Source organism: Isoptericola sp. NPDC057653 (assembly GCF_042799955.1).
In the GTDB taxonomy this organism is placed as follows: Bacteria; Actinomycetota; Actinomycetes; order Actinomycetales; family Cellulomonadaceae; genus Isoptericola.
On the sequence record NZ_JBHVHP010000001.1, the window covers coordinates 1 to 26,938 of the forward strand.

The 26,938-nt window shown below is 73.9% G+C and carries 19 protein-coding genes and 3 tRNA genes; 7 read left to right on the forward strand and 15 right to left on the reverse strand.

Annotated elements, in window-relative coordinates; all coding sequences use genetic code 11:
- Nucleotides 1-440: 440 nt before the first annotated feature.
- The 3 genes from putP to ACFU9A_RS00015 all read right to left on the reverse strand — a co-directional run bounded on the left by putP (nucleotide 441) and on the right by ACFU9A_RS00015 (nucleotide 2,486).
- Nucleotides 441-1,946, reverse strand: a complete 1,506-nt coding sequence (gene putP / locus ACFU9A_RS00005) for a sodium/proline symporter PutP (protein WP_430573209.1) — start codon at nucleotides 1,944-1,946, stop codon at nucleotides 441-443.
- 189 nt (nucleotides 1,947-2,135) lie between these two features.
- Nucleotides 2,136-2,208, reverse strand: a tRNA-Arg gene (locus tag ACFU9A_RS00010).
- Nucleotides 2,209-2,394: 186 nt separating this feature from the next.
- Nucleotides 2,395-2,486, reverse strand: a tRNA-Ser gene (locus ACFU9A_RS00015).
- A gap of 112 nt (nucleotides 2,487-2,598) precedes the next feature.
- Between ACFU9A_RS00015 and ACFU9A_RS00020 the strand changes: the two genes are divergently transcribed.
- Entirely contained in the window at nucleotides 2,599-4,446 is a 1,848-nt protein-coding gene (locus ACFU9A_RS00020) for a GMC oxidoreductase (protein WP_430573210.1), read from the forward strand.
- A 59-nt stretch (nucleotides 4,447-4,505) separates the two neighbouring features.
- Here the strand turns inward: ACFU9A_RS00020 and ACFU9A_RS00025 are convergent.
- From ACFU9A_RS00025 to ACFU9A_RS00045, 5 genes are all read right to left on the reverse strand, one after another.
- Nucleotides 4,506-4,593, reverse strand: a tRNA-Ser gene (locus tag ACFU9A_RS00025).
- A gap of 114 nt (nucleotides 4,594-4,707) precedes the next feature.
- A complete protein-coding gene (locus ACFU9A_RS00030) occupies nucleotides 4,708-5,253 on the reverse strand; it encodes a GTP-binding protein (RefSeq protein WP_380324101.1) in 546 nt (181 codons plus the stop codon).
- A 382-nt stretch (nucleotides 5,254-5,635) separates the two neighbouring features.
- Complete coding sequence (locus ACFU9A_RS00035; RefSeq protein WP_380324083.1) at nucleotides 5,636-6,052, reverse strand: DUF742 domain-containing protein; 417 nt, start codon at nucleotides 6,050-6,052, stop codon at nucleotides 5,636-5,638.
- A 10-nt stretch (nucleotides 6,053-6,062) separates the two neighbouring features.
- Nucleotides 6,063-6,512: a roadblock/LC7 domain-containing protein gene (locus ACFU9A_RS00040; protein WP_380324086.1), complete on the reverse strand. Its 450-nt coding sequence runs from the start codon at nucleotides 6,510-6,512 to the stop codon at nucleotides 6,063-6,065.
- A gap of 34 nt (nucleotides 6,513-6,546) precedes the next feature.
- The gene (locus tag ACFU9A_RS00045) at nucleotides 6,547-10,299 is read right to left on the reverse strand and encodes an ATP-binding protein (protein WP_430573211.1); all 3,753 of its coding nucleotides are present in this window, start codon (nucleotides 10,297-10,299) and stop codon (nucleotides 6,547-6,549) included.
- A gap of 183 nt (nucleotides 10,300-10,482) precedes the next feature.
- Here ACFU9A_RS00045 and ACFU9A_RS00050 point away from each other — a divergent pair, with 183 nt between their 5' ends.
- Both ACFU9A_RS00050 and ACFU9A_RS00055 read left to right on the forward strand, forming a co-directional pair.
- Nucleotides 10,483-11,460 (forward strand): NAD(P)H-quinone oxidoreductase, encoded by a 978-nt coding sequence (locus ACFU9A_RS00050; protein WP_430573212.1) that lies wholly within the window; start codon nucleotides 10,483-10,485, stop codon nucleotides 11,458-11,460.
- 37 nt (nucleotides 11,461-11,497) lie between these two features.
- A complete protein-coding gene (locus ACFU9A_RS00055; RefSeq protein ID WP_430573213.1) occupies nucleotides 11,498-12,103 on the forward strand; it encodes a bacterial proteasome activator family protein in 606 nt (201 codons plus the stop codon).
- A 25-nt stretch (nucleotides 12,104-12,128) separates the two neighbouring features.
- On the opposite strand, the gene ACFU9A_RS00060 is transcribed toward ACFU9A_RS00055, so the two are convergent.
- On the reverse strand, nucleotides 12,129-12,959 hold the full coding sequence (locus ACFU9A_RS00060) for a DMT family transporter (RefSeq protein ID WP_430575313.1): 831 nt from the start codon (nucleotides 12,957-12,959) through the stop codon (nucleotides 12,129-12,131).
- 243 nt (nucleotides 12,960-13,202) lie between these two features.
- Here ACFU9A_RS00060 and ACFU9A_RS00065 point away from each other — a divergent pair, with 243 nt between their 5' ends.
- Nucleotides 13,203-13,595, forward strand: a complete 393-nt coding sequence (locus ACFU9A_RS00065) for a DUF805 domain-containing protein (RefSeq protein ID WP_430573214.1) — start codon at nucleotides 13,203-13,205, stop codon at nucleotides 13,593-13,595.
- Nucleotides 13,596-13,685: 90 nt separating this feature from the next.
- Here ACFU9A_RS00065 and ACFU9A_RS00070 read toward each other — a convergent pair whose 3' ends face one another.
- From ACFU9A_RS00070 to ACFU9A_RS00080, 3 genes are all read right to left on the reverse strand, one after another.
- Nucleotides 13,686-14,666: a carbohydrate ABC transporter permease gene (locus ACFU9A_RS00070; protein ID WP_430573215.1), complete on the reverse strand. Its 981-nt coding sequence runs from the start codon at nucleotides 14,664-14,666 to the stop codon at nucleotides 13,686-13,688.
- Nucleotides 14,663-15,652: a carbohydrate ABC transporter permease gene (locus tag ACFU9A_RS00075; protein WP_430573216.1), complete on the reverse strand. Its 990-nt coding sequence runs from the start codon at nucleotides 15,650-15,652 to the stop codon at nucleotides 14,663-14,665. Before ACFU9A_RS00075 ends, ACFU9A_RS00070 begins: the two co-directional genes overlap by 4 nt.
- Nucleotides 15,653-15,766: 114 nt before the next feature.
- The gene (locus ACFU9A_RS00080; RefSeq protein ID WP_430573217.1) at nucleotides 15,767-17,170 is read right to left on the reverse strand and encodes an ABC transporter substrate-binding protein; all 1,404 of its coding nucleotides are present in this window, start codon (nucleotides 17,168-17,170) and stop codon (nucleotides 15,767-15,769) included.
- Nucleotides 17,171-17,394: 224 nt separating this feature from the next.
- On the opposite strand from ACFU9A_RS00080, the gene map reads away from it, so the two are divergent.
- The gene (gene map / locus ACFU9A_RS00085; protein ID WP_430573218.1) at nucleotides 17,395-18,177 is read left to right on the forward strand and encodes a type I methionyl aminopeptidase; all 783 of its coding nucleotides are present in this window, start codon (nucleotides 17,395-17,397) and stop codon (nucleotides 18,175-18,177) included.
- A gap of 7 nt (nucleotides 18,178-18,184) precedes the next feature.
- On the opposite strand, the gene ACFU9A_RS00090 is transcribed toward map, so the two are convergent.
- On the reverse strand, nucleotides 18,185-19,003 hold the full coding sequence (locus ACFU9A_RS00090) for an HAD family hydrolase (protein WP_430573219.1): 819 nt from the start codon (nucleotides 19,001-19,003) through the stop codon (nucleotides 18,185-18,187).
- Nucleotides 19,000-20,271 (reverse strand): serine--tRNA ligase, encoded by a 1,272-nt coding sequence (gene serS / locus ACFU9A_RS00095; protein WP_430573220.1) that lies wholly within the window; start codon nucleotides 20,269-20,271, stop codon nucleotides 19,000-19,002. Before serS ends, ACFU9A_RS00090 begins: the two co-directional genes overlap by 4 nt.
- 126 nt (nucleotides 20,272-20,397) lie before the next feature.
- Between serS and ACFU9A_RS00100 the strand changes: the two genes are divergently transcribed.
- Nucleotides 20,398-21,507, forward strand: coding sequence for a diacylglycerol/lipid kinase family protein (locus tag ACFU9A_RS00100; protein WP_430573221.1), 1,110 nt, complete (start codon nucleotides 20,398-20,400; stop codon nucleotides 21,505-21,507).
- 71 nt (nucleotides 21,508-21,578) lie between these two features.
- On the forward strand, nucleotides 21,579-26,222 hold the full coding sequence (locus ACFU9A_RS00105) for a hypothetical protein (RefSeq protein WP_430573222.1): 4,644 nt from the start codon (nucleotides 21,579-21,581) through the stop codon (nucleotides 26,220-26,222).
- On the opposite strand, the gene ACFU9A_RS00110 is transcribed toward ACFU9A_RS00105, so the two are convergent.
- Nucleotides 26,206-26,826 (reverse strand): TetR/AcrR family transcriptional regulator, encoded by a 621-nt coding sequence (locus ACFU9A_RS00110; RefSeq protein WP_430573223.1) that lies wholly within the window; start codon nucleotides 26,824-26,826, stop codon nucleotides 26,206-26,208. The two genes, ACFU9A_RS00105 and ACFU9A_RS00110, sit on opposite strands and share 17 nt — an antisense overlap.
- Between the last annotated feature and the right edge of the window lie 112 nt (nucleotides 26,827-26,938).

The window sequence follows — 26,938 nt, forward strand, 5'->3', positions numbered from 1 at the left end:
TGACTATCAAACACACTGTTGAGTTCTCAAACAACCGACGCACACCCACAAGACCAGAACCCTTCGATTCCGACCCCGCCGGGGCAACCCCTCAAACTTACCAGATCGTTTTCCCTCTTCCAAATCCCTGATCCGTAGATCCAAGGGAATCGAAAAGACGATCCGATCCCACCGGAAAGAATGCGCGAAGCATCCCGTCCTTGAAGGTGTGGGTTTCAGTCCCGGCCCGGCCACCGGTACCCAGCCTCTCGGCTGTCTCCTCGGTGTCCGTCGGCCCGTCGGGCTGACGTCGTAGAACATTACCCGGATGGAGCGTCCCGTGCAACGTGGCGGAACGTGGCGCGCGCCACGTCCGTCGAGGCCGGCCGTGGAGGGCGTTCTCGACGCCCCGGGCGGCGGGCACCCACCGGGCCCGACGGGCCGGTGGGTGCCCTGCCGGCTCAGGCGCGGACCGTCTCCGGCGCCTTCCCCCGGGCGAGCGCCCGCGCGGCGTCGAACTCGTCGAGCACCGCGGCGTCGGGCCGCGGCGTCACGAGGCTGACGACGACCGCGACGAGGAGACCGACCGCGAAGCCCGGGACGATCTCGTACAGGGTGTCCGCGAGCGAGGACCGTCCCCACGCGAACGCGACGACCGCTCCCGCCACCATCCCGGACAGCGCGCCCCACCTCGTGAGCCGCCGCCAGTAGAGGCTGAGGATGACGACCGGTCCGAAGGCGGAGCCGAAGCCGGCCCATGCGAAGCCCACCAGGTCGAGGATCGACGACGTCCGGTCCAAGGCGATCAGACCGGCGACGACGGCCACCAGGAGGACTCCCCCACGGCCGAGCATCACCTCGGCCCGCGTGCCGAGGCGCAGGCCGGTCATCTTCACGAGGTCCTCCACGAGGGCGGACGACGACACGATGAGCTGCGACGAGATGGTCGACATGATCGCGGCCAGCACCGCCGCCAGCACCAGGCCTGCCACCAGCGGGTGGAAGAGGAGTTGGGCGAGGAGCAGGAAGATCGTCTCGGGGTTGTCGACCTCGAGGCCTCGCACGCTCGCGTACGCCACGCCGACCAGGCCGGTCATCACGGCGCCGAGCGCGGTGAGGACCATCCAGGCGATGCCGATGCGCCGGCCGGCGGTCGCGTCCTGCGGCGTCCGGATCGCCATGAAGCGCACGATGATGTGCGGCTGCCCGAAGTACCCGAGGCCCCACGCGAGCGCGGAGACCACGCCGGTCGCGGTGGCTCCCGCGAGGAACGACAGGTGTTGCGTGGTGCCGTCGGCGTCGGCCAGCCGGATGCCCTCCTGCACCGCCGCCCAGCCGCCGAGGTCGACGACCGCGATCACCGGCACCGCGACGAGCGCCGCGAGCATGAGCAGCCCCTGGGCGACGTCGGTCCACGTCGCGCCGAGGAACCCTCCGAAGAGCGTGTAGGCGAGGGTCACGCCGCCCACGACGAGCAGCCCGGTGAGGTAGTCCAGGCCGAACGAGCTCTCGAAGAAGGTCCCGCCGGCCACCATCCCGGACGAGACGTAGAAGGTGAAGAACACCAGGACGATGACGCCGGCCGCGATGCGCAGCAGGTGCGCGGGGTCGTGCAGACGGTTGTCGAAGAAGCTCGGGATGGTGATCGAGTTGTTCGCGACCTCCGTGTAGGCGCGCAGCCGCGGCGCCACGAACTTCCAGTTGAGCCAGGCCCCGACGGTCAGGCCCACCGCGATCCACGCCTCGGCGAGGCCCGTCAGGTAGATCGCGCCCGGGAGACCCATCAGGAGCCACCCCGACATGTCGGAGGCCCCCGCGCTCAGGGCGGCCACGCTCGGGCGCAGCCGCCGGCCGCCGAGCATGTAGTCGTCGAGGTCGTCGGTCCGGCGGTAGGCGGCGTACCCGATGGCCAGCATCGCCAGGAGGTACGCGACGATCGCGATCGTCTGCCAGGTCTGATCGCTCATGCGATCGATCACCCTCTCGGTCGTGTCGTTGCAGCGTCTGGCGCTGGTCGCGCCGACCGCCGCGTGGTGCACGACGGACCGGGGCCAGGTCGGGACGCGGTCGGCGCTGACCTCGCTGCTGTGCCACCCCAAGGGCAAGAAACAACCACGGCCCGATCCCGTGAAGGGATCGAGCCGTGGTGTCTTCGGTGCGCCCGGAGGGATTCGAACCCCCAACCTTCTGATCCGTAGTCAGATGCTCTATCCGTTGAGCTACGGGCGCAGTCTTGATCGGCGCTGTCGCACCGACCGACGTGAACATTACAGGCCCTCGGCCGGTTCCCCAAACCGAGGAACCCCATCGTGATGGACGACACCGGAGCGGGGTCTCGCGGGCCCGCCCTCACCGCGGCCCCACCGTTCCCGGGCAACAGAAAAGGCCCCGGGCGTTCAGCAGCCGGAGCCTTCCTGGCGGAGACGGCGGGATTTGAACCCGCGAACGGGTTGCCCCGTTACCACCTTAGCAGGGTGGCGCACTAGACCAGACTATGCGACGTCTCCTCGCGGCAGCACAGCAACACCGCGGCGCCCACACTAACCGCCGGGGCCGCCCGGGAGCAAAGCCGCGCGCCGTCGACCCCGCCACACCGCGGCCCGCGCTACGGTCTGGCGCATGCTGGACGACGACGACCAGGACCACCGGCACGCCCCCGACCAGGGCCCGGACCGCACCGACCACCGCGGCGACCAGGGCCGCGACGACGGCGGCGGCCGCAACGACGACCACGACGACTACGACGTCCTCGTCGTCGGCTCGGGCTTCGGCGGCAGCGTGGCCGCGCTCCGGCTGACGGAGAAGGGGTACCGCGTCGGCGTGCTCGAGGCGGGCCGACGCTTCGCCGACGACGAGCTGCCGCGCACGTCGTGGGACCTCCGCCGCTTCCTCTGGGCCCCCGCGCTGGGCTGCTTCGGCATCCAGCGGATCCACCGCCTCAAGGACGTGCTGGTCCTGGCGGGCGCGGGCGTCGGGGGCGGTTCCCTCGTCTACGCCAACACGCTGTACCGGCCGCTGGACGCGTTCTGGTCCGACCCCGCCTGGGCGCACGTGACCGACTGGAAGGCGGAGCTCGAGCCGTACTACGACCAGGCGGAGCGGATGCTCGGCGTCGTCGACTACCGGCGCACCACCCCGGCCGACGAGGTGATGCGCGACGTCGCCGAGGAGATGGGCGTCGGCCACACGTTCCGCAAGGTCCGGGTGGGCGTGTTCCTCGGCGACGAGGAGGCGGACCCCGACCGACCGTGCGGCTCGCCCGGCCGCTCCGTCCCGGACCCCTTCTTCGGCGGCGCGGGGCCGGACCGCCGCCCGTGCCTGCACTGCGGCGAGTGCATGACCGGCTGCCGCCACAACGCCAAGAACACGCTCGTCAAGAACTACCTCCACCTGGCGGAGGGCGCCGGCGCCCTGGTGCACCCCCTGACCACGGCCACCGCCGTCGTGCCCCGGGCCGACGGGGGCTACGAGGTGCGCACCCACCGCACCGGGCGGGCCTGGGCCGGCCGCCGCACCTACCGCGCACGGCAGGTGGTGCTCGCCGCGGGGACGCTCGGGACCCAGCGTCTGCTGCACGCGATGCGGGACAGCGGGGAGCTGCCGCACCTGTCCGACCGCCTCGGGCACCTCACGCGGACCAACTCCGAGGCCCTGCTGGGCGCCATGCGCCCCGTGCGACGCGGGCAGGTCGGCGAGCCGGACTACACGGAGGGCGTGGCCATCACGTCGTCGTTCTACCCGGACGAGCAGACGCACGTCGAGCCGGTCCGGTACGGGCGTGGCTCCAACGCGATGGGGCTGCTGCAGACCGTGCTGGTCGACGGCGTCGGGCCGGGCGAGGGGCCGCGCTGGCGGCGGTGGCTCGGCGAGCTCTGGCGCCAGCGTCGGAACGTGCCGGCCCTCTACGACCTCCGCGGCTGGTCGCAGCGCACCGTGATCGCGCTCGTGATGCAGAGCCGAGACAACTCGCTCACCACGTTCACGCGGCGCGGCCCGTTCGGGCGGCGGCTCACCTCACGGCAGGGCACGGGCGCGCCCAACCCGACGTGGATCCCCGTGGCCCACGACGCCGTCCGCGCGATGGCGGCCCGCATGGGCGGGCTGGCGGGCGGCAGCGCGGGCGACCCGTTCGACGTCCCGATGACCGCGCACATCCTCGGCGGCTGCACGATCGGGGACTCCCCCGACGAGGGTGTCGTCGACCCGTACCACCGGGTGCACGGCCACCCCGGCCTGCACGTGCTCGACGGCTCCGCCGTGACCGCCAACCTCGGCGTCAACCCGTCCCTGACGATCGCGGCCCAGGCCGAGCGGGCGTGCGCCCTGTGGCCCAACCGCGGCGACGCCGACGGCCGGCCGGCTCCAGGGGCGGCGTACGCCGTCGTCCCGCCCACGACACCGCGCCGCCCCGTCGTGCCGGCCGCCGCGCCGGGCGCCCTGCGCCTGCCGATCGTCGAGATCCGCTGACAGAGGGTCCGAAGGGAAAAGGAGCGCCGCCGACGGTGTCCCGTCGGCGGCGCTCCAGGTGGCGGAGGGCGAGGGATTCGAACCCCCGGTGCATTGCTGCACAACGGTTTTCAAGACCGTCACATTAGGCCGCTCTGTCAGCCCTCCCGGGACGGCGACGCAGGCCGCCGTCCGGCTCAGCAGTGTACCGGCCGGGCACGCCCGCGGCCCCGGACGCCGAGGCGTACCGGGGCCGCGGGAACGACCGCCCGACGGCGACCGTCAGGCCGCGCCGCCGCCTGAGCGCAGCTGGCGCATCGCGAGCTGGACCAGGGCGATGAGCGTCTGCTTCGTCGCCGCGCGCGAGCGCGCGTCCGTGTAGAGCATCGGCACGTGCGCGGGGATCTGCAGCGCCTCGCGGACGTCCTCGAGCCGGTGCTTGGCCACGCCGTCGAAGCAGTTCACGCCGACGACGAAGGGCACGCCCCGCGACTCGAAGTAGTCGATCGCCGGGAAGCACTGCTCCAGCCGGTCCGTGTCGACGAGCACGACGGCGCCGATGGCGCCGCGGATCAGGTCGTCCCACATGAACAGGAAGCGGTCCTGGCCCGGCGTGCCGAACAGGTAGAGCCACAGGTTGCCCGGCAGGGCCACGCGACCGAAGTCCATCGCCACGGTGGTGGTGGTCTTGCGGTCGGACACGCCGCCCGCGTCGTCGACGCCGACCGAGTGCTCCGTCATCGCGGCCTCGGTGTTCAGCGGCTCGACGTCGGAGATCGAGCCGATGAACGTCGTCTTGCCGACGGCGAACCCACCGGCGACGACGATCTTCGTGACCGTCGGGGCGCTGGACGGCTGCGCGGAGGCGGCCGCCGGAGCAGCCTGGGCGGGCGCGCCCGGCGCGGGCGTGGCCGCCTGGGCCGGCGCCGCCTGCGGGCCGGGCGAAGCCTGGGCCACCGGCGCCTGCGGCGTCTGGACCTGCTGCGCGACAGGGCGCGACGCCTGGGCCACCGGGGCGGCCGCCGGCACGGAGGTGATCGGGCCGGGGGCGGGCCGATCCGCCGGAGCACCGCCGAGCACGCTCTGCCGCTGCGGGGCACCGACCGCCGCCGGAGCGCCGCCGGCCGTCGGCGTGCTCACCGCGCCGACGGTCTGCGAGACCGGCGCCCAGGCCGGGGACATCCCCCCGGACGCACCGGGCGTCGGGCTGTCAGAGGGCGGAAATGCCATTGAGAACACTCTCCAAGACGCTCAGAGACAGGCCCGAGTGGGAACTGCCGTGACCCGTGTGGACGTTCACCGGGGTCGAGGTGTGCACGGTGATGTGCCCCTCCTCCTGCATGTCCGCGACCAGGATGCGGACGACGCCGAGGGGCAGGCGCAGCAGCGCGGAGAGCTCCGCGATCGAGACGTAGGTGTGCGCGGCGTGCTGCAGGATCGCCCGCTTCTCCGGGGTGAGACCCATGCTCGTGACGGCGCCGGGCAGCACCTCGACCAGCGCCTCGAGCGGCAGGTCGGACATGGCGGAACGGACGCGGCCGCCGGTGACCGCATAAGGACGCACCGTCGAGGCCTCGTAGCCGTCTGCCGAGTGCGCACCCAGAGAACCGAACGATGCATGCGTCATGGCCGCGACCTCATCCCACCCGCGCGGAGCGCGTCGAGCCGTCCACCGGAAGGTTCCCGCGCATCTCCGAGATCAGCTGCGGGGTGAGCGTGGCCTCGGTGCGGGAGACCAGCAGCGCCATCTCGTAGCCGATGAGGCCGATGTCGCAGGACGACTCGGCGACCACCGCGAGGACGGAGCCGTTCGAGACGTTCATCAGGAAGAGGAACCCGTTGTCCATCTCGATGACGGCCTGGCGCACGTTGCCGCCGTTGAGCTGGCGGGCGGCCCCGCGGGTCAGGCTCGACATGCCGGAGACGATCGCCGCGAGCTGGTCACCGCTGGTGCGGTCGAGCTGGTCGGACATCGCCATGAGCAGACCGTCCGCCGAGACCACCAGGGTGTGGCGGCTGCCCGGGACGGTGCGCACGAAGTTGTCGAGAAGCCACCCGAAGTTGGTCGCTTCAGTACTGAGGGTCACGCTTCCTCCTCGTCAAATACGCCGAAGGCGCAGGTCACCGCTGCTGCGGCGCGGATCCAGGGACATCATTCACGGTCGGGGCGGCCGGCGTCGAGGCCCCGAGGGCACCCGCGTCGTCACGGCCGCGGCTCGTGGCCGACTGGAAGGCCGACAGACGCGAGCGGAGCTGCTCCGGGTCCCGCTCGATGCGGGCCGTGAAACGCTCGGTCGACGCCGAGGACTCCCCTGCCCGCTGGCGCCGTGCCAGGCCGCCCGACACGCTCGAGACCGTCGTCGGGCGGTAGGTCTGCTCGTCGTTCGTCGAAGTCACGTTCCCTTCCTGGAAGACGCCGCGCTGCAGCATCGTGGACATCTCCTCGTACAGGACGGCCGAGGCCATCCACTCCGACCGCGCCTCGACGGTGTCGGGCACGAAGTGCGGGTCCAGCGGGTCGTTGCCACCGGTCTCGGTCGGCCGCAGCGGGAGCACCGAGCCGCCGTACGACGTCGTCGCGGGCTCCTCGCGCAGCTCCGGCCGGACCTCCTCGCGCGGCGCCTCGTACGGCGCCGGGGCGGCGTCGAACGGGGACGCCGCGGGGCGCGGGGTCTCCGGGACCCCCATCGACGCCGGGAACGGCGTCGACGCGGCGGGCGCCGCGGGCTCCTCCGTCGACGGCTTGCGCCCGAACAGGCCACGCTTGCGACCGGACTGCGCCTGCTCGCTCTCGCGGGCCGCGCGGCGCGTGGGCAGGTCGGCGATGAGGTCCTCGAACGCCGGGAGCTCCTGGAACGCGCCCTGCCCGGGCGTGCCCGGGGCCGCGGGGGCGAGCGCCTCGCGCGGCGCCGGGGCCGGGGTGACGGGGTCGAACGACGACGTCGCGGGGGGATCCTGCACCTCGCGCACGACCGGCTCGAACGCCGAGGTGGCCGGGCCGGCGTATGCCACCGGCGCGGGCTCGGGCGCCGGTGCCGGCGCGGGCGCCGGTGCCGGCGCGGGCGCCGGTGCCGGCGCGGGCGCCGGCTCGTACGGGGCCGGCTCGAACGGGGCCGGCTCGAACGGCGCGGACGGTGCCTGCTCCACCGGTGCCGGCGCGGCGGCCCGCGTGGGCAGCGCGACGGCCGGTGCCGCCTCCGTGGCGGGACGGTAGGGCTCCTGCGCCACGGGCGCCGGGGCCGGCTCGGGCGCGGGCAGCACCTCCGGCTCGGGCACCGCCACGGGGACGTGCGCCACCGCGGCCGGCTCCTCGGGAGCCACCGGGGCGAACGCCTCCGGGAGCGCGGCCGGGTCCTCCGTGACGGCGTCGAGCTGCAGCGTGCTCTCGGTCTCGGAGGCGTCGATCGACCCCATGGACCGGAAGCTCGAGAACAGCCCCGCGCGCTGGTCGACACCGAGCATCGGCGCCGACACGGGCTCGGGCTCCGCGGCCTGCGGCTCGGGCTCGGCGCGGTGGCGGCTCGGCAGCGAGGAGGCGGAGGCCTCGACCGCGGCCGGCGGGCGCCAGGCGTCCGTCGTCGCCTCGTCGACGAGCTCCGGCAGGTCGGGCGTCGCCAGCGGCGGGAGCACGATCGGGCCGGTGTCGACGCCGGCGTCGGCCGGGGTGGCCTCCGCGGGAGCGTCGGAGCGCCGACGGCGCGGCATGCCGATCGACGTCGTTCCGTCCGTGAGGGCGTCGAGATCCACCGCGACCGCAGCCGGGGGCTCGGGCGCGACGGGCAGCGTCGACGAGATCGCCGGGGTCGGCATCGTGCGCGTGTCGTCGACCGGGACGCCGAACGCCGGCGCCGGCTCGGCGACCGGTGCAGGCGCGGCGAAGGGCGCGGGCTCGGCGAAGGGCGCGGGCTCGGCGGCCGGCAGGGCCCCGATCGGGCCGGAGGCGGGGGCCTCGACCGTGCCGACGAGCTGGCTGCTCAGGCCGGCGGCCGCGCTCTGCGTCGCCGCCTCCAGCGGGTCGGTCGGCTCGGGCAGCGGCAGCGCGTCGTCGGGCAGGAACAGGTCGGCCGGGAAGAGGACCGTCACCTCGGTGCCCTGGCCGCCGTCGCCCGCGCGGAACGTGACGCGCGCGTTGAGGCGGTCGGCGAGCCGGCCGACCACGTAGAGGCCCAGGCGCTGGGCGCCGACGGCGTCCGACGCGGCGCGGCTCGCGGCCTTCGTGTTGGCGTCCGCGATCTCCTCGGGGCTCATCCCCAGGCCGTGGTCGCGGACCGTGACGACGACGCCGCGCTGGTCGCGGGCCGTCGACACCTCGACGGGCGTGTGCGGCTCGGAGAACATCGTCGCGTTCTCCAGCAGCTCCGCGAGGAGGTGCGCGGCGCTCAGGGCGTTGTGCCCGAGCATGTGCGGGTCGACGCCGAGGTTGAGGCGGACGCGGTCGTACAGCTCGATCTCGGAGGACGCCGTACGGACGACGTCGGAGATCGGCATGGGGTTGCGGACGCGGCGGCCGGAGTCGATGCCCGCGAGGACGAGCAGGGACTCCGCGTTGCGGCGCATACGCGTGGCGAGGTGGTCGAGGCGGAACAGGTTCGACAGGGTGCTCGGGTCCTCCTCGGACCGCTCCAGCTCGTCGAGGAACGACAGCTGGCGGTTGAGCAGCACCTGGTCGCGACGGGCCACGTTGACGAACATCTCGGCGATCGAGCCGCGGAGCGCGGCCTGCTCGCGCGCCACGACCATCGTCGTCTCGTTCACCTCGTTGAACGCCGCGGCGAGTCGACCGATCTCGTCGCTCGACTCGACCGGCACCTGGACGAGGTCGACCGACGGGCCCTGGCCGGGGACCGCCATCTGCTCGACCATGCGCGGGAGCCGGTCACGGACGTCCGCCGTCGCGGACGTGAGGCGCGCCAGCGGCTGGACGATGCGGCGGGCGATGAGCAGCGCCAGCAGGAGCGACACGAGCACGACGCCGAACGCGCCGGCACCGGTCAGGATCGCGGTCCGCTGGGCCTGGCCGGCGAGGTCGTCCGCGCGGGTCACGGAGTCGGCGCGCACCTCGTCGCGGATCTCCTGGGTGTCGTCCACCCAGGACTGGGAGAGGTCCCCCCACTTCCCCGCGACCTCGGGCTCGATGCCGGAGGGGTTCCAGTACCGCAGCTGGAGGCGCAGGCGGTCGAGGTCGGCCTCGTACGCCGGGACCTTCAGGCCGCCGGGGATCGCGTCGAGGCGGTCCTGCGCCTCCTTGCGCAGCGTGTCGGTCGACTCGAGCGCCGACGCCATGCGGTTGACGAGCTGGGAGTCGACCGTCTCGCCGGCACCGATCTGCTGGAGCACCGCCGCCACCAGGGGGCGCTCGAGGGTGTTGGCCAGCATGGCCTCGTCGAGGGCGATGTACGCCTGCGCGCGCCGGGTGAGCTGGGGGTCCTCGGAGCTCTGCGCCACCGACCGGGGCACGTCGAGCGCGCTCTCGATGAGCGCGGTGTAGCGCTCGGTCGCCTGCCCCTCCGTGACCTGGTTCGAGGCGACGTTGCGCTGGAGGTCGTCCATCGCGATCCGGTCGCGGATCGTGCGCGCGACGGCGTCCTGGACGTTCGGCGAGAGGTTCGTCGTGGCGAGGGGCTCGAGCGCGTCGTTGCGCGCGTCGAGGGCGACGTCGGTCTTCTCCTGCAGGCCGACGAGCGCCTTCTTCGCGCCCGGCAGCCCCATCCCGACGCCGATGTTCGTCGCGCGCTCGGCGGCGACGGCGGTGCCCGCGTCGTCCTGTGCCTCGAGCGACGCCATCAGCGCGGCGGTCTGCTCGGCCTGCGTGTTCTCCTGCAACGACTGCCAGGTGATCCAGCCCGCCGTCAACGCCAGGACGAAGATCGGCACGGCGAGTGTCGCAAGAATCTTCCCGCGAACGCCCAACCTGCGGAGCATCTGAACCTCTCTCCAACACTGTTCGTCGAGTGCGGGCGACCGTCGCCGTCCGAATCTCTGATGGGTGCCATCACGTCCGGCACCGCTCGGCGCGGCCCGGCTGGGCTTCCAGGCGCGCGAGTAGGCTCCATCGGTGTGCGAGCGGTCACGATATCGGCACCAGGCGGTCCAGGGAAACTCGCCCTATCCCTCGTCAACCCGGTCAAACCGGACCACGGCGAGGTACTGGTCGACGTCGCTTCGGCGGGCGTCAACCGTGCTGACCTGCTACAACGCGCGGGAAACTACCCCCCGCCGCCCGGCGCTCCCGAGTGGCCGGGTCTCGAGATCTCCGGTACGGTCCGCGCGCTCGGCCCGGGAGTGACCGGCTGGGCGCCGGGTGACCGCGTCGTCGCGCTGCTCGAGGGCGGCGGCTACGCGGAGCAGGCCGTGGCCCGCGCGGCCCAGCTGCTGCCGGTGCCCGACGGCGTGGACCTCGTCGACGCCGCGGGTCTCCCCGAGGCGGTGTGCACCGCGTGGACCAACCTCGTCGACTCGGGCCGGCTGCGCGCCGGCGAGACCGTCCTGGTGCAGGGCGGCTCGGGCGGCGTGGGGAGCGTGGCGGTGCAGCTCGCGGCGGCGCTCGGCGCACGCGTCGTGGCCACCGCGGGCGGCCCGGAGCGGGCGGCCCGCTGCGTCGCGCTCGGCGCGACGGTCGGCGTCGACCACCGCACGCAGGACGTCGTCGCGGCCGTCCGGGACGCGACGGGCGGGCGCGGGGCCGACGTCGTGCTGGACGTGCTCGGCGGGGGCGGCCTGCGCGACAACGTCCGGGCCCTCGCCCCGGGCGGCCGCCTCGTCGTCATCGGCCTCCAGCAGGGGAGCCGCGGCGAGCTCGACCTGGGCGCGCTCATGGCGAAGCGGGCCTGGGTGACCGGCACGACGCTGCGCTCCCGGTCGGCGGACGAGAAGGCGGCGCTCGTCGCCACCGTCTGCGAGCAGGTGTGGCCGCTGGTCGCCGACGGCCGTGTGCGCCCCGTCGTGCACGCCCGCCTCCCCCTCGCCGAGGCCGCCCGCGCGCACGAGCTGCTCGAGTCGGGCGAGCCTTTCGGCAAGGTCCTGCTGGTGCCCTGACCGGCCCCTGTCGGCGGGCTGGGCCACACTGGGAGGCATGACGGAGAGCGACGACGCCACCGAAGCCCGCTCCGACCGGACCCGCCCGCGCGTGGTCACGCCCGAGGGCGAGGACACCGCCACCGAGGAGGTCCCGGCGGCCCCGCCGGCCCCGGCGGGCGCGGAGGCCGAGGAGACGTCGCGCATCGAGGAGCCGGCGAAGGTCATGCGCATCGGCGGCATGATCAAGCGGCTCCTGGACGAGGTGCGCGACGCCCCGCTGGACGACGCCGCCCGCACCCGCCTGGCCGAGATCCACGAGCGCTCCCTGACGGAGCTCGAGGAGGGCCTGTCCCCCGACCTCGTCGAGGAGCTGCACCGGATCACCCTGCCGTTCTCCGACGAGGGCGTGCCCTCGGACGCCGAGCTGCGGGTGGCGCAGGCGCAGCTCGTCGGTTGGCTGGAGGGTCTCTTCCACGGCATCCAGACGGCGCTCGTCGCGCAGCAGATGGCCGCGCAGGCGCAGCTGTCGCAGATGCGACGGGCCCTGCCCCCCGGCGCGCACCCGGCGCCGTTCGGCCCCGGCGGACCCGCGGGCCCCGGCGGCGGCCCGACCCGGCCCGGCGACGACGACCGCCGCCCCTCCCCCGGCCAGTACCTGTAGCCGCGGGCGCACCGGACCGCCCGCGTCAGGTCCGGGCGGTCAAGGCGATCGCGCCCGAGACCAGGGCGAGGCCGGCCAGCTCGGGCCAGGTGGGGACCTGCCGCAGCACGACGGCGCCCACGAGCACGGCGGTGGCCGGCAGCAGGGCCAGCATCACGGAGAAGGTCGCCGTCCCGACGCGGCGCAGCACGACCTGGTCGAGGACGTACGGGACGACGGACGAGCAGATCGCCACGACCAGGAGGAAGAGCAGGAGCGGGACGTCCGGGACGACCGTCGCCGCCGTCGAGCCGAAGAACGGGGCGAACACCAGCGCGCCCGCGACCATGCCGACGGCGAGCCCGTCGATCCCCGCCCCGGCGCCCGCGACGCGCTTGCCCAGCACGATGTACCCGGCCCAGCAGGCGGCCGCCGCCAGGACCGCGACGAGCCCGACGACGGCGTCCTCGCGGGGGATCCCCGACGCGAGGGTGACGCCCGCCAGGAGCACCACGCCCGCCGCGGCCACGGCGATCGCGGCGCGCTCCTGCCATCCGCGCCCCGTGACCGCGGCGACGGCCACCGGACCGAGGAACTCGATCGCGACGGCGACACCGAGCGGGAGGTGTGCCACCGCGACGTAGAAGACCACGTTCATCGCCGCGAGGACGACGCCGAACAGCGCGGCGGCGACGAGGTCGCGCCGGCTCCAGCGCCGCCGCCACGGGCGGCGCCACGCGACCAGCACCACCGCGGCGAGCAGGATGCGCCACCAGCCGACGGCGGGCGCGGCGAGCCGGTCGAACAGCCCGACCGCGACGGCTGCCCCCGCGTACAGGGTGAGGCCGGAGACGACGAAGAGGAGCGGCGCCGGCACGTGGTCCAGCGCTCCGCGCGGGGTGGGGGCGGGGGTCGGCACCCAGGGAGCATACGGTCGCCGCGCGGGCGTCCTCGCCGCCGGACGGGGACCTCTCCCCACCCGCGAATGTGGACAAGACGTGGACGAACCCTGGACGCGCGGTGCGTGTACCCCCTACGCTCGCGGGGCCACCGGGGGCAGCGCGCACTCCGCGTGCACCGGCACCACCGGACGCCCCTCCGACGACCCAGTGAGGCCGCCATGTCCTTCCAGGACGCGATCAAGACCGTCTTCTCCCAGTACGCCACGTTCACGGGCCGCGCCCGCCGCTCGGAGTTCTGGTACTTCTACCTGTTCTCGGTGCTGGTCAACATCATCACGAACTTCCTCGACCGCGCGCTGTTCGACGGGACGGCTGTCCTCAACAGCATCGCCGCGCTCGCGCTGCTCCTCCCCTCGCTGGCCGTCGGCGCGCGCCGCCTGCACGACACCGACAAGTCCGGCTTCCGCCTGTTCTGGGCGCTCCTGCCGGTCATCGGCTGGATCATGCTGATCATCTGGTGGGCCCAGGACAGCCAGCCGGGCGCGAACCAGTACGGCGAGAACCCGAAGGGCGCCCAGGCCGGCGCCCCGTACGGCACCCCGGCGGTCTGACGCTTCGCACGTACCGCACGACGACGGCGGCCCGGGCTCCTGCCCGGGCCGCCGTCGTCGTCCTCGGCGCCTCCGCGGCGCGTGGCCCCGTCAGCCCTTGACCGCGCCCGCGAGCATGCCGCGCACGAAGAAGCGCTGCAGCCCGATGAAGACGATCAGCGGCACGATCATCGCGATGAACGCGCCGGCGGTGAGGAGGTACCAGTCGCCGCCGCGGGTGCCCGCCAGCTCGGCGATCTTCACGGTCAGCGGCTGGTACGCCGGGTTGGCGAACGTCAGGCCCACGAGCAGGTCGTTCCACACCCACAGGAACTGGAAGATCGCGAAGGAGGCGATCGCCGGGATCAGGAGCGGGAACAGCACGCGGAAGAAGATCTTCACGTGCCCCGCGCCGTCGACGCGGGCCGCCTCCACGAGGGACGCCGGGATGTCCTTCATGAAGTTGTGCAGCAGGAAGATCGCCAGCGGGAGCGCGAAGATCGAGTGCGACAGCCAGACGGTCCAGAAGCTGCCGGACATGTTGGCGCCGAAGACGGCCTGGAAGAAGTCGTTCGAGTCGACGTAGTCGGCCAGCAGGGGCACCAGCGCCACCTGCAGCGGCACGACCTGCAGCGAGAACACCGCGACGAAAAGGAAGTTGCGCCACGGGAACTTGATCCACGCGAAGGCGTACGCCGCCAGCAGCGACAGCGTGATCGGGATGAGCACCGCCGGGATCGTGATGACGAACGAGTTGACGAAGAACGTCGACAGGTCGTTGCTGTTCCCGTAGAGCGCCTCGTTGTAGTTGTCCATCGTGAACGTGGCGTTGCCCGTGAACACCGTCCACCAGCCGCTCTTGCGGATGTCGTCCTGCGGCCGGAACGAGGTGATGAGGAGCCCGAGCGACGGGATCGTCCACAGGATCGCGATGATGATCGCGATCCCCGACGCCCACGGGGAGCTCAGCTTGCCCTTGGTGGCGATCGCCCTGCGCTCCATGCGCGAGAGCTTGCGGATCTGCTGCTGCGGGACGTCGTCGTCCGTCGCGGCGCCCGCCACGGCCTGACCGGGGGTGGGTGTCGAGGTCATCGGATCTCCTCCGACTTGCGCATCTGCCGCACGTTGTAGGCGATGATCGGGATCACGAGGATGAACAGGACCACGGCGAGCGCCGCCGCGAGCCCCTGGTTCCCCTGCCGGAAGGCCTGGGTGTAGAACTCGTTCGCCACGACCTGGGTGCCGAACTGGCCGCCCGTCATCGTGCGCACGATGTCGAAGGCCTTGAGCGTGCCCATCGCGATCGTCGTGAGGACGACGACCAGCGCGGGCCGGATGCTCGGCACCGTGATGTAGCGGAACATCCCCATGCCGTGCAGCCCGTCGAGGCGGGCCGCCTCGACGATGTCGTCCGGGATGGCCTTGATCGCCGCGGACAGCACCGTCATCGCGAACCCGGTCTGGATCCAGATCATCACGACGATGAGGAACCAGGTGTTCCAGGGCTGCCCGATGAGGAACTGCTGGGGCGGCAGGCCGATCCAGACCAGCACCTGGTTGAGCAGGCCGATCTGCTCGATCCCGGGCTGGTCGGGGCGGAACTCGTAGACGAACTTCCAGATGATCGACGCGCCGACCATCGAGATCGCCATCGGCACGAACACGAGCGCCTTGGCGAGCTTCTCGAACCGGGTGCGGTCGACGAGCACCGCGTACGACAGCCCGATGACCGCGCTCAGCAGCGGGGCCAGGATCACCCAGGCCGCGGTGACCACGAGCACGTGCTGGAACTGGCCCTCCGTGAAGGCCCGTACGTAGTTGTCGAACCCGACGAACTCGGAGCCGTTGCGGTTGAAGAACGACTGCCACAACGTGATGAGGCCCGGCCGCAGCAGGCCGTAGGCGAGGAACAGGAGCGGCACCCCGACGAAGCCGAGCGCCACCACCCAGGACGGGATCCGCTTCGGACGGTCCACCAGGAACAGGATGAGGCCCATCACCGCGGCGAACAGGGCCACGGCGAGCACCATGAGCAGGAGCTTCTGCGTCGTGGTGTCGGGCTCGAGCAACCAGGACATCGACGACCTCCTCGAGGGGTCAGGACAAGGCCAGGGGTCAGGACGCACGGTCCGGGCACGTCGTGCGACGTGCCCGGACCGCGAGATCGAGCAGGGTTCAGGCGAGCGGCAGGGTCAGCTGCTCGGCCAGGACGCCTCGATCTTGTCCGTGACCTCCTTGGTGCTCGCCCCCGTCAGCCAGTCGACGATGCCGGTCCAGAACGTACCGGCACCGACCTCGCCCGGCATGAGGTCCGAGGCGTCGAAGGCGACGACGGTGTTCGGGTCGGACAGGACGCCGGCCACGTACTGGTCGAACTCCGTGGCGAGGTTCTTCGGGTCGAGCCCGCTGTTGGCGCTCACCCAGCCGCCGTCCGGCGTGTTCAGCGCCTTCTGGTTGGCCCAGTCGTCGCTCGAGAGGTAGGTCTGGAAGGCCTGCACCTCGGGCTTGTCGTTGAACGCGGCCACGAACTCGCCGCCGCCGAGCATCGGCTTGACGTCGGTCTGGTCCGTGGGCAGGTAGAAGGCGAACACGTCGCCGTCCTTGGAGACCGTGGTGCCCTGCGGCCACTGGGTCTGGTAGAAGTTCGCCGCGCGGTGCATCCAGCAGTTGCCGTCGAGGATGCCGTTGCCGGCGTCCGTCCACGACTGCGTGGCGATCGAGTTGACGTCACCCAGGCCCGCGTTGACGTAGTCCGGGTTCTTGAGGATCTCGCCCGCCGTGTCCCAGGCCTTGACGACCTTGGGGTCGTTGAACGGGATCTCGTGCGTGTACCACTTCGTGTAGTCCTCGACGCCCGCGGTGCGGAGCATCATGTCCTCGATGAAGTCGGTGCCCGGCCAGCCGGTCGCGTCACCGGACTCGACGCCCGCGCACCAGACCTTGGCGCCGTCGTTGTCGTCGTGGATCTTCTGGGTGAGGTCCAGCAGCTCGGTCCACGTCTGCGGGATCTCGTAGCCGGCGTCCGCGAACATCTTCGGCGAGTACCAGACGAACGATTTGGCGTTCGCGCCGAGCGGCGCCGAGTAGAAGGTGCCGTCGACGGTGCCGTAGCCCTTCCACGTCTCGTTCCAGAACTCGTCGACGTTCTTGGCCGTCGCGTCCGGCGCCGGCTTGATGGCGTCGGGGTAGTCGTTGACGATCGTGTTCAGCAGGCCGGGCTGCGGCAGGTACGCGATGTCGGGCGCGTTGCCCGCCTTGATGCGGACCAGCAGCTGCGCCTCGAACTCTCGGGACGCCTCGTAGTTGATCTTGACGCCCGTGCACTCCTCGAAGGCCTTGTAGGAGGCCTGCTGCGTCGCGCCCTCGGGGTCGACGATCGAGGTGTAGACGCTGACCTCCTTGCCGTCGAGGTCGCCGAACTCGTCGTAGGCCCCGCAGTCGATGCTGGCCGCGGAGGCATTGGCGCTACCGGTCTCGTCGCCGGTCCCGCCCTCCCCGTCCGGGTCGCTGCAGGCGGCCAGCACGAGCGCCAGGCTCGCGCCGGTCGCGGCCAGCGCCAGGGCGCGTCGCCGCGCCGTCGTCGTTCGTGTGGTCATTGCCAAGCTCCTCCACTACGTCGTGGTTCACGGAAGTTTGCCCACCGATCGGCGGCCCGTGTCCCCAGGTCCCCCTAGACCGGGATACTGCCTCCACCCTGAGTCGACCGCACCTGCACCACTCCATGCAAGTTCCCGCAACGCGTTTCACGGTCACGACTCGATGACGATTCGTGACACCCTGGTCCCTGGACCAGTGTCACGAGCATTGCGAGAGGACCACCATGATCGAGCTGAGGAGCCCGCGAGAGATCGACCAGATGCGCCCCGCCGGGCGTTTCGTGGCCGACGTGCTCACGGCGGTACGCGACGCCGCGGACGTCGGGGTGAACCTGCTCGAGCTCGACGCCGTCGCGCACCGGATGATCCGCGACCGCGGCGCCGAGTCCTGCTACATCGACTACCACCCGTCGTTCGGCGCGATGCCGTTCGGCAAGGTGATCTGCACGTCGGTCAACGACGCGGTCCTGCACGGGCTGCCGTTCGACTACGCGCTGCGCGACGGCGACCTGCTGAGCATCGACTTCGCCGCCTCCGTGGACGGCTGGGTCTCCGACTCCGCGCTGTCCTTCGTGGTCGGGGGCTCCGCCACCCCGCAGCGTGCCGCCGCCGACGCCAAGCTCATCGAGACCACCGAGGTGGCGCTCGAGGCCGGCATCGCCGCCGCCGTCCCCGGCAACAAGATCGGCGACATCTCCGCCGCCATCGCCAAGGTCGCGCGCGGCGCGGGCTACGCCATCAACACCGACTTCGGCGGCCACGGCGTCGGCCGCACCATGCACGGCGACCCGCACGTGCCGAACGACGGCCGCGCCGGTCGCGGCTTCCCGCTCAAGCCGGGCCTCGTCATCGCCATCGAGCCGTGGTTCCTCGAGACCACCGACGAGATCTACACCGACCCCGACGGCTGGACCCTGCGCTCCGCCGACGGCTCCCGCGGCGCCCACAGCGAGCACACCATCGCCATCACCGCCGACGGCCCGCTCGTCCTCACCGCCCGCGACTGACGCCCGGCTACCTCGGCAGGGAGAGCAGCACCGGGACGACGCCGTCCTCCTCGACGGACCCGGTGACCTCGTCGGCCGCGCCGCGCACGACGTCGTCGGCGTGCCCCATCGCGACGCCGCGGCCCGCCCAGCGCAGCATGTCGACGTCGTTGTGCCCGTCGCCGACGGCGACGGTGGCGGCGGGGTCGACGCCGAGCTCCGCGCGCAGCCGCTCGAGCCCGGACGCCTTGGTGACGCCCTTCGGGGCGACGTCCATCCACGCCGTCCAGCCGACGGCGTAGGTGACGTCGCCCAGACCCAGGCGGCCCGCCATCGCGCTGAACTGCGCCGGCGTGTGCTCGGGGCTGCGGATGACGACGCGCGTCACGTCGCGGGACCACAGCTGCTCGAAGGCCACGACCTGGTGCACGCCGTCGAGCTCGCCCTCCGGGAAGAGGGCGTTCATCCGGAAGCCGACGCCGATGTCCTCGACGGCGAACCGGGCGTCGGGCAGCTCGGTGCGGAGCAGGCGCAGCGCGGGCCCCGGGTCGAACGTCTCCACCCGGTCCAGCTCCCAGCCGTGCGGTAGGGCCGGGTCGAGGCGCACGGTCACGGCGCCGTTCGAGCAGACCATCCAGCCGGACGTGATGCCGAGCAGCTCGGCCACCGGCGTCATCGCGATGAGCGACCGCCCCGACGAGAGCACCACGTGGTGGCCCGCGTCCTGGACCGCGGCCACGGCGTCGCGCACCGCCGGCGACAGGCCGCCGTCGTACCCGAGCAGCGTGCCGTCGATGTCGAGGGCGACGAGGTGGGGCGCGACGGCCTGCGCCGGGGCGGCGCTCACGCGACCGGCTCGAGCACCTCGAGGCCGCCCAGGTAGGGGCGCAGCCCCTCGGGCACGCGCACCGATCCGTCCGCCTGCTGGTGGTTCTCCAGGATGGCGACGATCCAGCGGGTGGTGCCGAGCGTGCCGTTGAGCGTCGCCACGGGGCGGGTGCTGCCGTCCGCGGTGCGCTCGCGCACGCCCAGGCGCCGGGCCTGGAACGTGGTGCAGTTCGAGGTGGACGTGAGCTCCAGGAAGCGCTGCTGGGTGGGCAGCCACGCCTCGCAGTCGAACTTGCGCGCCGCCGACGAACCGAGGTCGCCCGCGGCGGTGTCGATGACGCGGTACGGCAGGTCGACCTTCGCCAGCATGGCCTCCTCCCAGCCGAGCAGGCGCTGGTGCTCGGCCGCCGCGTCCTCCGGGTCGCAGTAGCTGAACATCTCGACCTTGTGGAACTGGTGCACGCGGATGATGCCGCGGGTGTCGCGGCCCGCCGCGCCCGCCTCCCGGCGGTAGCACGCGCTCCAGCCGGCATACCGCCGCGGGCCCGCCGACAGGTCGATGATCTCGTCCGCGTGGTAGCCCGCGAGCGCCACCTCGCTGGTGCCGACCAGGTACAGGTCGTCCTTCTCCAGGTGGTAGACCTCGTCCGCGTGGCTGCCGAGGAAGCCGGTGCCGCGCATCGTCTCCGGCTTGACCAGCGTCGGGGTGATCATCGGCGTGAAGCCCGCCGCCACCGCCTGGTCGACGGCCGCGTTGAGCAGCGCCAGCTCCAGGCGGGCCCCGATGCCGGTGAGGAAGTAGAACCGCGACCCCGACACCTTCGCGCCGCGCGCGGTGTCGATGGCGGCCAGCCCCTCGCCGAGCTCCAAGTGGTCGCGCGGGGCGAAGCCCTCGGCCTCGAAGTCGCGCGGCGTGCCCACCTGCTTCACGACGAGGAAGTCGTCCTCGCCCCCGGGAGGGGCGCCCTCGACGACGTTCGCGATGCGGTAGAGCAGCTCGTCGACCTCGGTCGCGGCCTCCGACGCGTCGGCCTGCCGCGCCTTCACCTGCTCGGCGAGGTGCTTGGTGCGGGCCAGCAGCTCGGCCTTCTCCTCGCCCTGCGCCTTCGCGACCTGCTTGCCGAGCGCCTTCTGCTCCGCGCGCAGCGTCTCGAACTCCGTCAGGGAGGAGCGACGGCGCGCGTCGGCGTCGAGCGCCGCGTCCACGAGGGCGGGGTCGTCGCCGCGGGCCAGCTGGCTCGCACGGACGACGTCGGGGTTGTCGCGCAGCAGTCGGAGGTCGATCACGCGCGCAAGCCTAACGGTCGGGAGGCACGGCGCCCCGGGGATTTCGCGGCGGGCGCCGGGCGGCTCACGGGGTGGAGTACGCCACGTCGGCGGGTCTCGGGGCCCGAAACGTCGTAGGTTGCCGTCATGCCGGATGAGTACGCGGGGGTCGTCGCGCTCGTCGTCGTGCTGGTCCTCGCCCTGTCGGCGCTCACCGCGGCCGTCATCCTGTGGCGTCGCACCACCACGCGCGAGCACGTCGTGGCGGAGCGGGACGCCCGGCGCGCCGAGGACGGACGGGCGGGGGGCATGCGCCTCGCCGTCGTCATCAACCCCTCCAAGGAGGGCGCCGCGGACGTGCGCGCCGTCGTCGAGCGGGTCTGCGCCGAGGCCGCGCTCCCCCGGCCCCTGTTCTACGAGACCACGGTGGACGACCCCGGCACGGGGCAGGCCCGGCGCGCCCTCGCCGACGGCGCCGACGTCGTGGTCGCGGCCGGCGGCGACGGCACGGTCCGTGCCGTCGCCGAGGCGCTCGCCGGGACCGGGACGCCCATGGGGCTCATCCCCGCCGGCACCGGCAACCTGCTGGCGCGCAACCTCGACCTGCCGGTCACGTCCGTCCCGGACGCGGTCGCCATCGTGCTGGGCGGCGCCGACCGGGCCATCGACGTCGGTCGGGCCCGGGTCACGGAGTACGCGGAGGACGCCGAGATCCCCGACGACCCCGACACCGCGCACATCTTCCTGGTCATCGCCGGCCTCGGCTTCGACGCCGCGATGGTGGCCGACGCCGACGACCAGCTCAAGGCGAAGGTCGGCTGGGTGGCGTACTTCGTCGCGGGCGCGCGGCACCTGCACGGCCGGCGCATGCACGCGACCATCCGCCTCGACGACGGCGAGGCCGTGGACGCGCGGCTGCGCAGCATCATGGTCGGCAACTGCGGCCGCCTGCCCGGCGGGATCACCCTGCTGCCCGACGCCGTCATCGACGACGGCGAGCTCGACGTCGCCGCGATCGACACGCGGGGCGGCCTCGCCGGATGGGCGCAGCTCTTCGGCGAGGTCGTGGCGCAGGGCCTGGGCGTGCGCAACGACCTGCCCGGCAAGATCGGCCGGATCGACCACACGCGGGCGCGCCGCGCCGTGATCCGGGTGGAGGACGGCGAGCAGGCCCAGGTCGACGGCGACCCCCTCGGCATGGCCGTCGAGCTGGAGACCTGGGTCGAGCCCGGCGCGCTCGTGGTCCGGACGGGATGATCATGTGAACGTCCCCACGCGGCCCCTCACCTGCGGCGGCCCGGCGGACCGCCCCGCTTAGGGTGGCCTGCGTGATCAGCCACGCCCGCCCGTCCTCGGCCCTCCGCGCCTCGCGCGCCACCCTGGTCGTGGCGGCCCTGCTCCTCATGCTGCTGACCACGCTCGCCGGCGCGGGCCGCGCCGCCGCCGCCGCCGGCGACGACGCCGCCGCCGAGGCCCCGGACACCCCGCTGATCCTCGCCGGCGTCTCGGGGCTCCAGTGGTCCGACGTGGACGCCACCCGCACCCCGCACCTGTGGCGCCTCATCGGCGGCGGCTCCGTCGCGTCGATCGCCGTGCGCACGCTGACCCCCACCTGCCCCCTCGACGCGTGGCTGTCGATCTCCGGCGGGAGCAAGGTCACGGCGCAGAACGAGGAGGTCGCCGGCGACGCCGACCAGGGCGCCGACGGGGACGAGGACACGGCCGCCCGGGAGGACGCCTCCGCGCTCGGCTGCCCGCCGGTCCCGGCACCGGCGCTCACCTCCGGCGCGGCGGAGCACGCGACCGTGCCCGGCTGGTCCGGGCTCACCGCCGTCGACCCCCTGATGCCCGCGACGGCCGAGCCGGGGGCCCTCGAGCGCCTCGTCGACGTGGCCGGGACGTGCGCGACGGCGGTCGGGCCGGGCGCCGCGGTGGCCCTCGCCGACACCAGCGGCGACGTGTCGCGCTACCTGTCCGACGCCCGCCAGCTCACGGCCGACCAGGTGGCCGAGTGCCCCGCCACCGTGGTCGACCTCGGTGTGCTGCCCGACGCCGCGGGCGAGCGGGCCGCGGCCGTCGAGTCCCTCGACGACCGGGTCGGACGCCTCGCCGGCCTGCTCCCGGCGGGCGGGCGGCTCGTCGTCGCCGGGGTCTCGGACACCCCGCTCGGCCCCTCCGACCTGCAGGCCGTCGTCGACTGGACGTCGCCGGGCGGCGAGGCCACCTGGCTCACCTCCACGTCCTCGCGCTGGGTGGGCGTCGTGGTGCTCGCGGACCTGTCCGCGACCGTGGCGGACACCGTGACCGGCGGCGCGCTCTCGGGCACCACGCCCGCCGAGGACGCCGGCGAGACCGCCACCGCGGACGAGGAGGAGGGCGCCGACCCCCTCGCCGCGGCGCTCGACCCCTTCACCGGCTCCCCGCTGGAGCGGGGCGACGAACGCCGCATCCCCGTGGCCCGCACGGTGGAGAACCGCCAGTACCTCAGCGTGCTCACCGACACCGTGCCGCGCCTGTCCCCGCTGCTGCTCGGCCTCGTCGTCCTCGCGGACGTGCTCGCCGTCGCCGTGCTGCTCCTGGCCCGCCGCCGCTCCGGCACCGCCCGCGCGGGCCTCCCGCCCGCCGCCTGGCGCGTGACCCTCGCCCTGCTCGTCGTCGCCGCGGGGCTGCCCGCCGCCGCGACCCTGGCGACCCTCGCGCGCTGGTGGGCGTGGCCCTCGCCCGTCATGACGCTGCTGCTCGCGCTGACGGGCGCGGCCCTCGTCGTCGCGCTCCTCGCGTGGTGGGCGCGCCGCCTGCTGCCGCCGTCGCCGTGGCGCCTCACCACCAGCCTCGCGGCGGTCACCTGGCTGGTGCTCACCGTCGACGGGCTCACCGGCACCACGCTGCAGCAGGGCTCGCTGCTGGGGCCCGCGCCGTCGCTCGGGGCCCGGTTCTACGGCTTCTCCAACACCGTCTTCGCCGTGTACGCGGTGGCCGGCCTGGTCCTGGCCGCCGGGCTGACGGCGACCCTGCGGGCCCGCGGCGTCCGCCCGGCGCGCACCGCTGCCGTGGCCGGGGCCGTGGGCGTCGTGACGGTGCTGGTCGACGGCCTCCCCCCGTTCGGCGCGGACCTCGGCGGCATCTTCGCGCTGGTGCCCGGCTTCGCGGTGCTGGTGCTGGGGGTCGCCGGCGTGCGCCTCACGTGGAAGCGGGCGCTGCTCGTGGCGGCGGCGACCGTCGCCATCGTGGCGGTCGTCGCCGTCGTCGACTGGCTCGTCGGCGGGTCCAGCAGCCACCTGGGCGGCTTCGTGCAGTCCGTGGTCGACGGCCGCGCGGCCGGCGTCGTCGCCGGCAAGGCCGCCGGCGCGTGGGCGACCGTGGCGAACCCCGCGGGCGCCGCCGCCCTCGTCCTGTGCCTCGTGGCGGCCTGGGCCGTGCTCGACCCGGACCGCGCCCGCCTGGCGGGCCTCGCCGCCGCCTACCGCCGGGACCCCCTGCTGCGCCGCCTCGTCGTCGCGCTCGTCGTGACGGCCGTCGTCGGCTCCCTGCTCAACGACTCCGGCATCGCGGTCGGCTTCCTCGTGCTCGCCCTGTCGGTGCCGGTGCTGCTCGCCGGGCTCCTCGCCGACGCCACGCCCGAAGCCTCCGACGGCCGCGAGCCCGGCATCCGCCGCATGCCCACCGTGCTCGTCACCGCCAGCGGGACCCTGCTCGTGGTGCTGCTGCTCGCGTCCACGGTCGTGTCCGCGGCCGGCCTGCGCGCCGCGTCCGACGTCGCGCAGGCGGGCTCGCAGGTCACGCCCACGCGCGCGGACGAGGTGGGCACCGACGGACCCCTCGTGGTGGTGGGCACCACCGGCGTGCGCTGGGACGACCTGGCCGGCGGGCGCGCCCCGACGCTGCAGGGCATGCTCGCCGACGGCGCGTCCGCCGGCGGCGTGTCCCAGCCCACCGGGGCGGGGAGCCGGTGCGTCGACGGCGGCTGGCTGGCGCTGTCGGCCGGCACCCTCGCCGAGGTGGCGTCCGGCCGGGCCCCCGACGGCTCGTGGCAGTGCCCGACGACGCAGGCCGAGGCCAGCGGCGACGGCGCCACCGTCGAGGGCTGGGACGCGCTGGTCGACCTCCAGAAGGGCTCGACGTACCAGGCACGCCTCGGCACGCTGGGGTCGCAGCTCGCCCCGGCCGGGTGCGCCACCGCGGTCGGCCCCGGCGCCGCCCTCGCGCTGGCCGACCCCGCCGGCGACGTCGCCCGCTACCGCGACCTGGACGACGCACTCACCCCCGGCTCGGACGGCTTCGACTGCCAGGTGACCGTCGTGGACGCCGGCGACGCCACCGCGCCGCCGAGCGACCCCGCCCTGCCCGCCGACGAGGCGCGGACCGAGCGGCTGCAGGGGCACAACGACCGCCTCGCCCAGGTGGACGACACCGTGCGCCGCGTCCTGGCGGTGGTGCCCTCCACCGCCACGGTGCTGGTCGTCGACGTGGCCGGCACCCCCGGCACCCGGCCCGTGCTCGGCGTGGCGCTCGTCCGCCCCACCACGGCCGGGCCCGACCAGCCGCGGTACCTCACGAGCGCCGCGACCCGCACCGACGGCGTGGCGCGCGTGCTCGACGTCCCCGCCACCGTGCTGGGAGCCGCCGGCGTCACGCCCGTCGCCCCCGTGCAGGACACTCCCCTCGCCTGGGGCTCGCCCCGGCCGCAGGACGCCGCGGCGTCGGCCGACGCCCTCAGCGACCTCACGTCGCTCGACCACGTGCGCCGCACCGTCTACACCTGGTTCGTCGACGTCCCCCTGTACGCCGGGCTCGCGCTCGCCCTGGCCTGCCTGGTCGTCGCCGCCCGGCTGCGGCCCACCACCCCGCGCGCCCGCAGCCGTCGCCGGCGCCTGTGGGCGTGGGCCCGCGGAGCCGCCCTCGTGCTGGCCGCGATCCCCGCGGCCGCCTTCCTCGTGTCGCTGAGCGGGTGGTGGCGGTTCGAGCAGCCGATGCTCGCGTTCGTCGGGTCGGCGCTGGCCGCCACCGCCGTCGTGGCGGCGCTCGGCGCGCTCGCGCCCCGACGACCCGTCTGGCTGGGCCCGGGGATCGTCGCCGGTCTCACGTTCGTCGTGCTCACGCTCGACGCCGTCGTCGGCACGCCGCTCAACCGGGCGAGCCCGCTGGGCGCGGCGCCGACCTTCGGGGCCCGGTTCTACGGCTTCGGCAACCCCACGTTCTCCGTGTACGCCGTGGCCGCCCTGCTCGTCGCCGCGGCCGTGGCGCAGCCGCTGGTGCAGCGCGGGCGGCGGCGCACGGCGGCCCTCGTGGTGGGCGTGCTCGGCGTCGTCACCATGGTGGTCGACGTGTGGCCGACCCTCGGCGCCGACCTCGGCGGCGGCCTGGTCCTCGTGCCCGCGTTCGCGGTGCTGGGGCTGGCCGCCTCGGGGTCGCGGCTCACGCTGCGGCGGTTCGTCCTCGTGGCCGCCGCGGGTGTCGGCGCCGTCGCCGCGGTGGGCGTCCTCGACTGGCTGCGGCCCGAGGACGAGCGCTCGCACCTGGGCCGCTTCGTCGCGCAGGTGGTCGAGGGCGAGGCGTGGGAGACCCTGGCCCGCAAGGCCGGCTACGCCGCCCGGTCGCTGCTCGGCGGCGTCCCCGTCTGGCTGACCGTGCTGGTGCTCGTCGCGGGCGCGCTGCTCCTGTTCGCGCCGGCCCGGTTCACGCCCCGCTGGTTCGCCCGCACCGAGGAGGCCTGGCCGCTGCTGCGCCCCGCCGTCCTGGGCATCTGGATCGTCTGCGTGGCTGGCTCCGCCGTGAACGACTTCGGCATCCGCATCGCCGTCGTCGCCCTGGTGCCCGCCGTCCCGCTCCTCACCGCGACCGTGCTGCACGCGCTCGAGGTGCCCGCCGACGCGTCCGACGACGTGGCGCAGGACGATCCGGACGGAAGTGCCGGGGATGGTGCCGGGGACGGTGCCGGGGACGACGCGCCGGAGGTCAGCGCCCGCCGGTGAGGCGGCGGAAGCACCGGACGGCCAGCTCGGCGGGGCCGTCCGGGCCGCCCACGGGGGCGTCGGTGGCGACCCACTCCTCCAGCGCGATGCGGATGGCGTCGGTGGCGGCGGCCGCGACGAGCCGGCGCTCCAGCCGGTCGTCGTCGGGCGCCAGGGCGGCGAGGAGCGGCTCCAGCCGCTGCTCGGAATCGCGGTTCACGCGGTACCAGACGTCGGCCAGCGCCGGGTCGCCGGGCACGCTGCGCAGCAGCCCCCGGGTACGCAGGAAGTCCCGCTCGTCGGCGTCCTCGCCCGGGCTGAGGGCGCCGCGCATCGCCTCCTCCACGGCGGGCAGGAGACCGTCCGCGGCGTCGCACGCGGCCAGGCGGGCGCGCCACCCGTCCGCACCCACCGCGAGGAGCGGCGCGACCGCGTCCTCCTTGGTGCGGCAGTACCGGTAGAAGGTGCGCAGCGAGACGCCGGCCTCGGCGGCGACGGCCTCGGCCGTGACGGACGCCGCGCCCCGCTCCGCGAAGAGCCGCGCGGCGACCTCCGCGATCTCCAGCTGGGTGGCGGCCTTGCGCCGCGCGGTCAGGGAACGGGGCTGCTCGGGCTGCACGGTCACGACCTCCACCCTACGCGCGGGGTGACAATCTGCCACCCTGAGTCTGTCTGACACGTCGTGCCATCCAGGCGTACAGTGAAGCGATCCCGGGCGCGCGTCGCGCCCGACCACG

Coding starts and splice junctions, on each gene's coding strand:
- putP (WP_430573209.1), bottom strand. CDS start 1,946: ATGAGCGATCAGACCTGGCAGACGATCGCGATCGTCGCGTACCTCCTG.
- ACFU9A_RS00020 (WP_430573210.1), top strand. CDS start 2,599: ATGCTGGACGACGACGACCAGGACCACCGGCACGCCCCCGACCAGGGC.
- ACFU9A_RS00035 (WP_380324083.1), bottom strand. CDS start 6,052: ATGACGCATGCATCGTTCGGTTCTCTGGGTGCGCACTCGGCAGACGGC.
- ACFU9A_RS00055 (WP_430573213.1), top strand. CDS start 11,498: ATGACGGAGAGCGACGACGCCACCGAAGCCCGCTCCGACCGGACCCGC.
- ACFU9A_RS00065 (WP_430573214.1), top strand. CDS start 13,203: ATGTCCTTCCAGGACGCGATCAAGACCGTCTTCTCCCAGTACGCCACG.
- ACFU9A_RS00070 (WP_430573215.1), bottom strand. CDS start 14,666: ATGACCTCGACACCCACCCCCGGTCAGGCCGTGGCGGGCGCCGCGACG.
- ACFU9A_RS00075 (WP_430573216.1), bottom strand. CDS start 15,652: ATGTCCTGGTTGCTCGAGCCCGACACCACGACGCAGAAGCTCCTGCTC.
- ACFU9A_RS00080 (WP_430573217.1), bottom strand. CDS start 17,170: ATGACCACACGAACGACGACGGCGCGGCGACGCGCCCTGGCGCTGGCC.
- map (WP_430573218.1), top strand. CDS start 17,395: ATGATCGAGCTGAGGAGCCCGCGAGAGATCGACCAGATGCGCCCCGCC.
- ACFU9A_RS00100 (WP_430573221.1), top strand. CDS start 20,398: ATGCCGGATGAGTACGCGGGGGTCGTCGCGCTCGTCGTCGTGCTGGTC.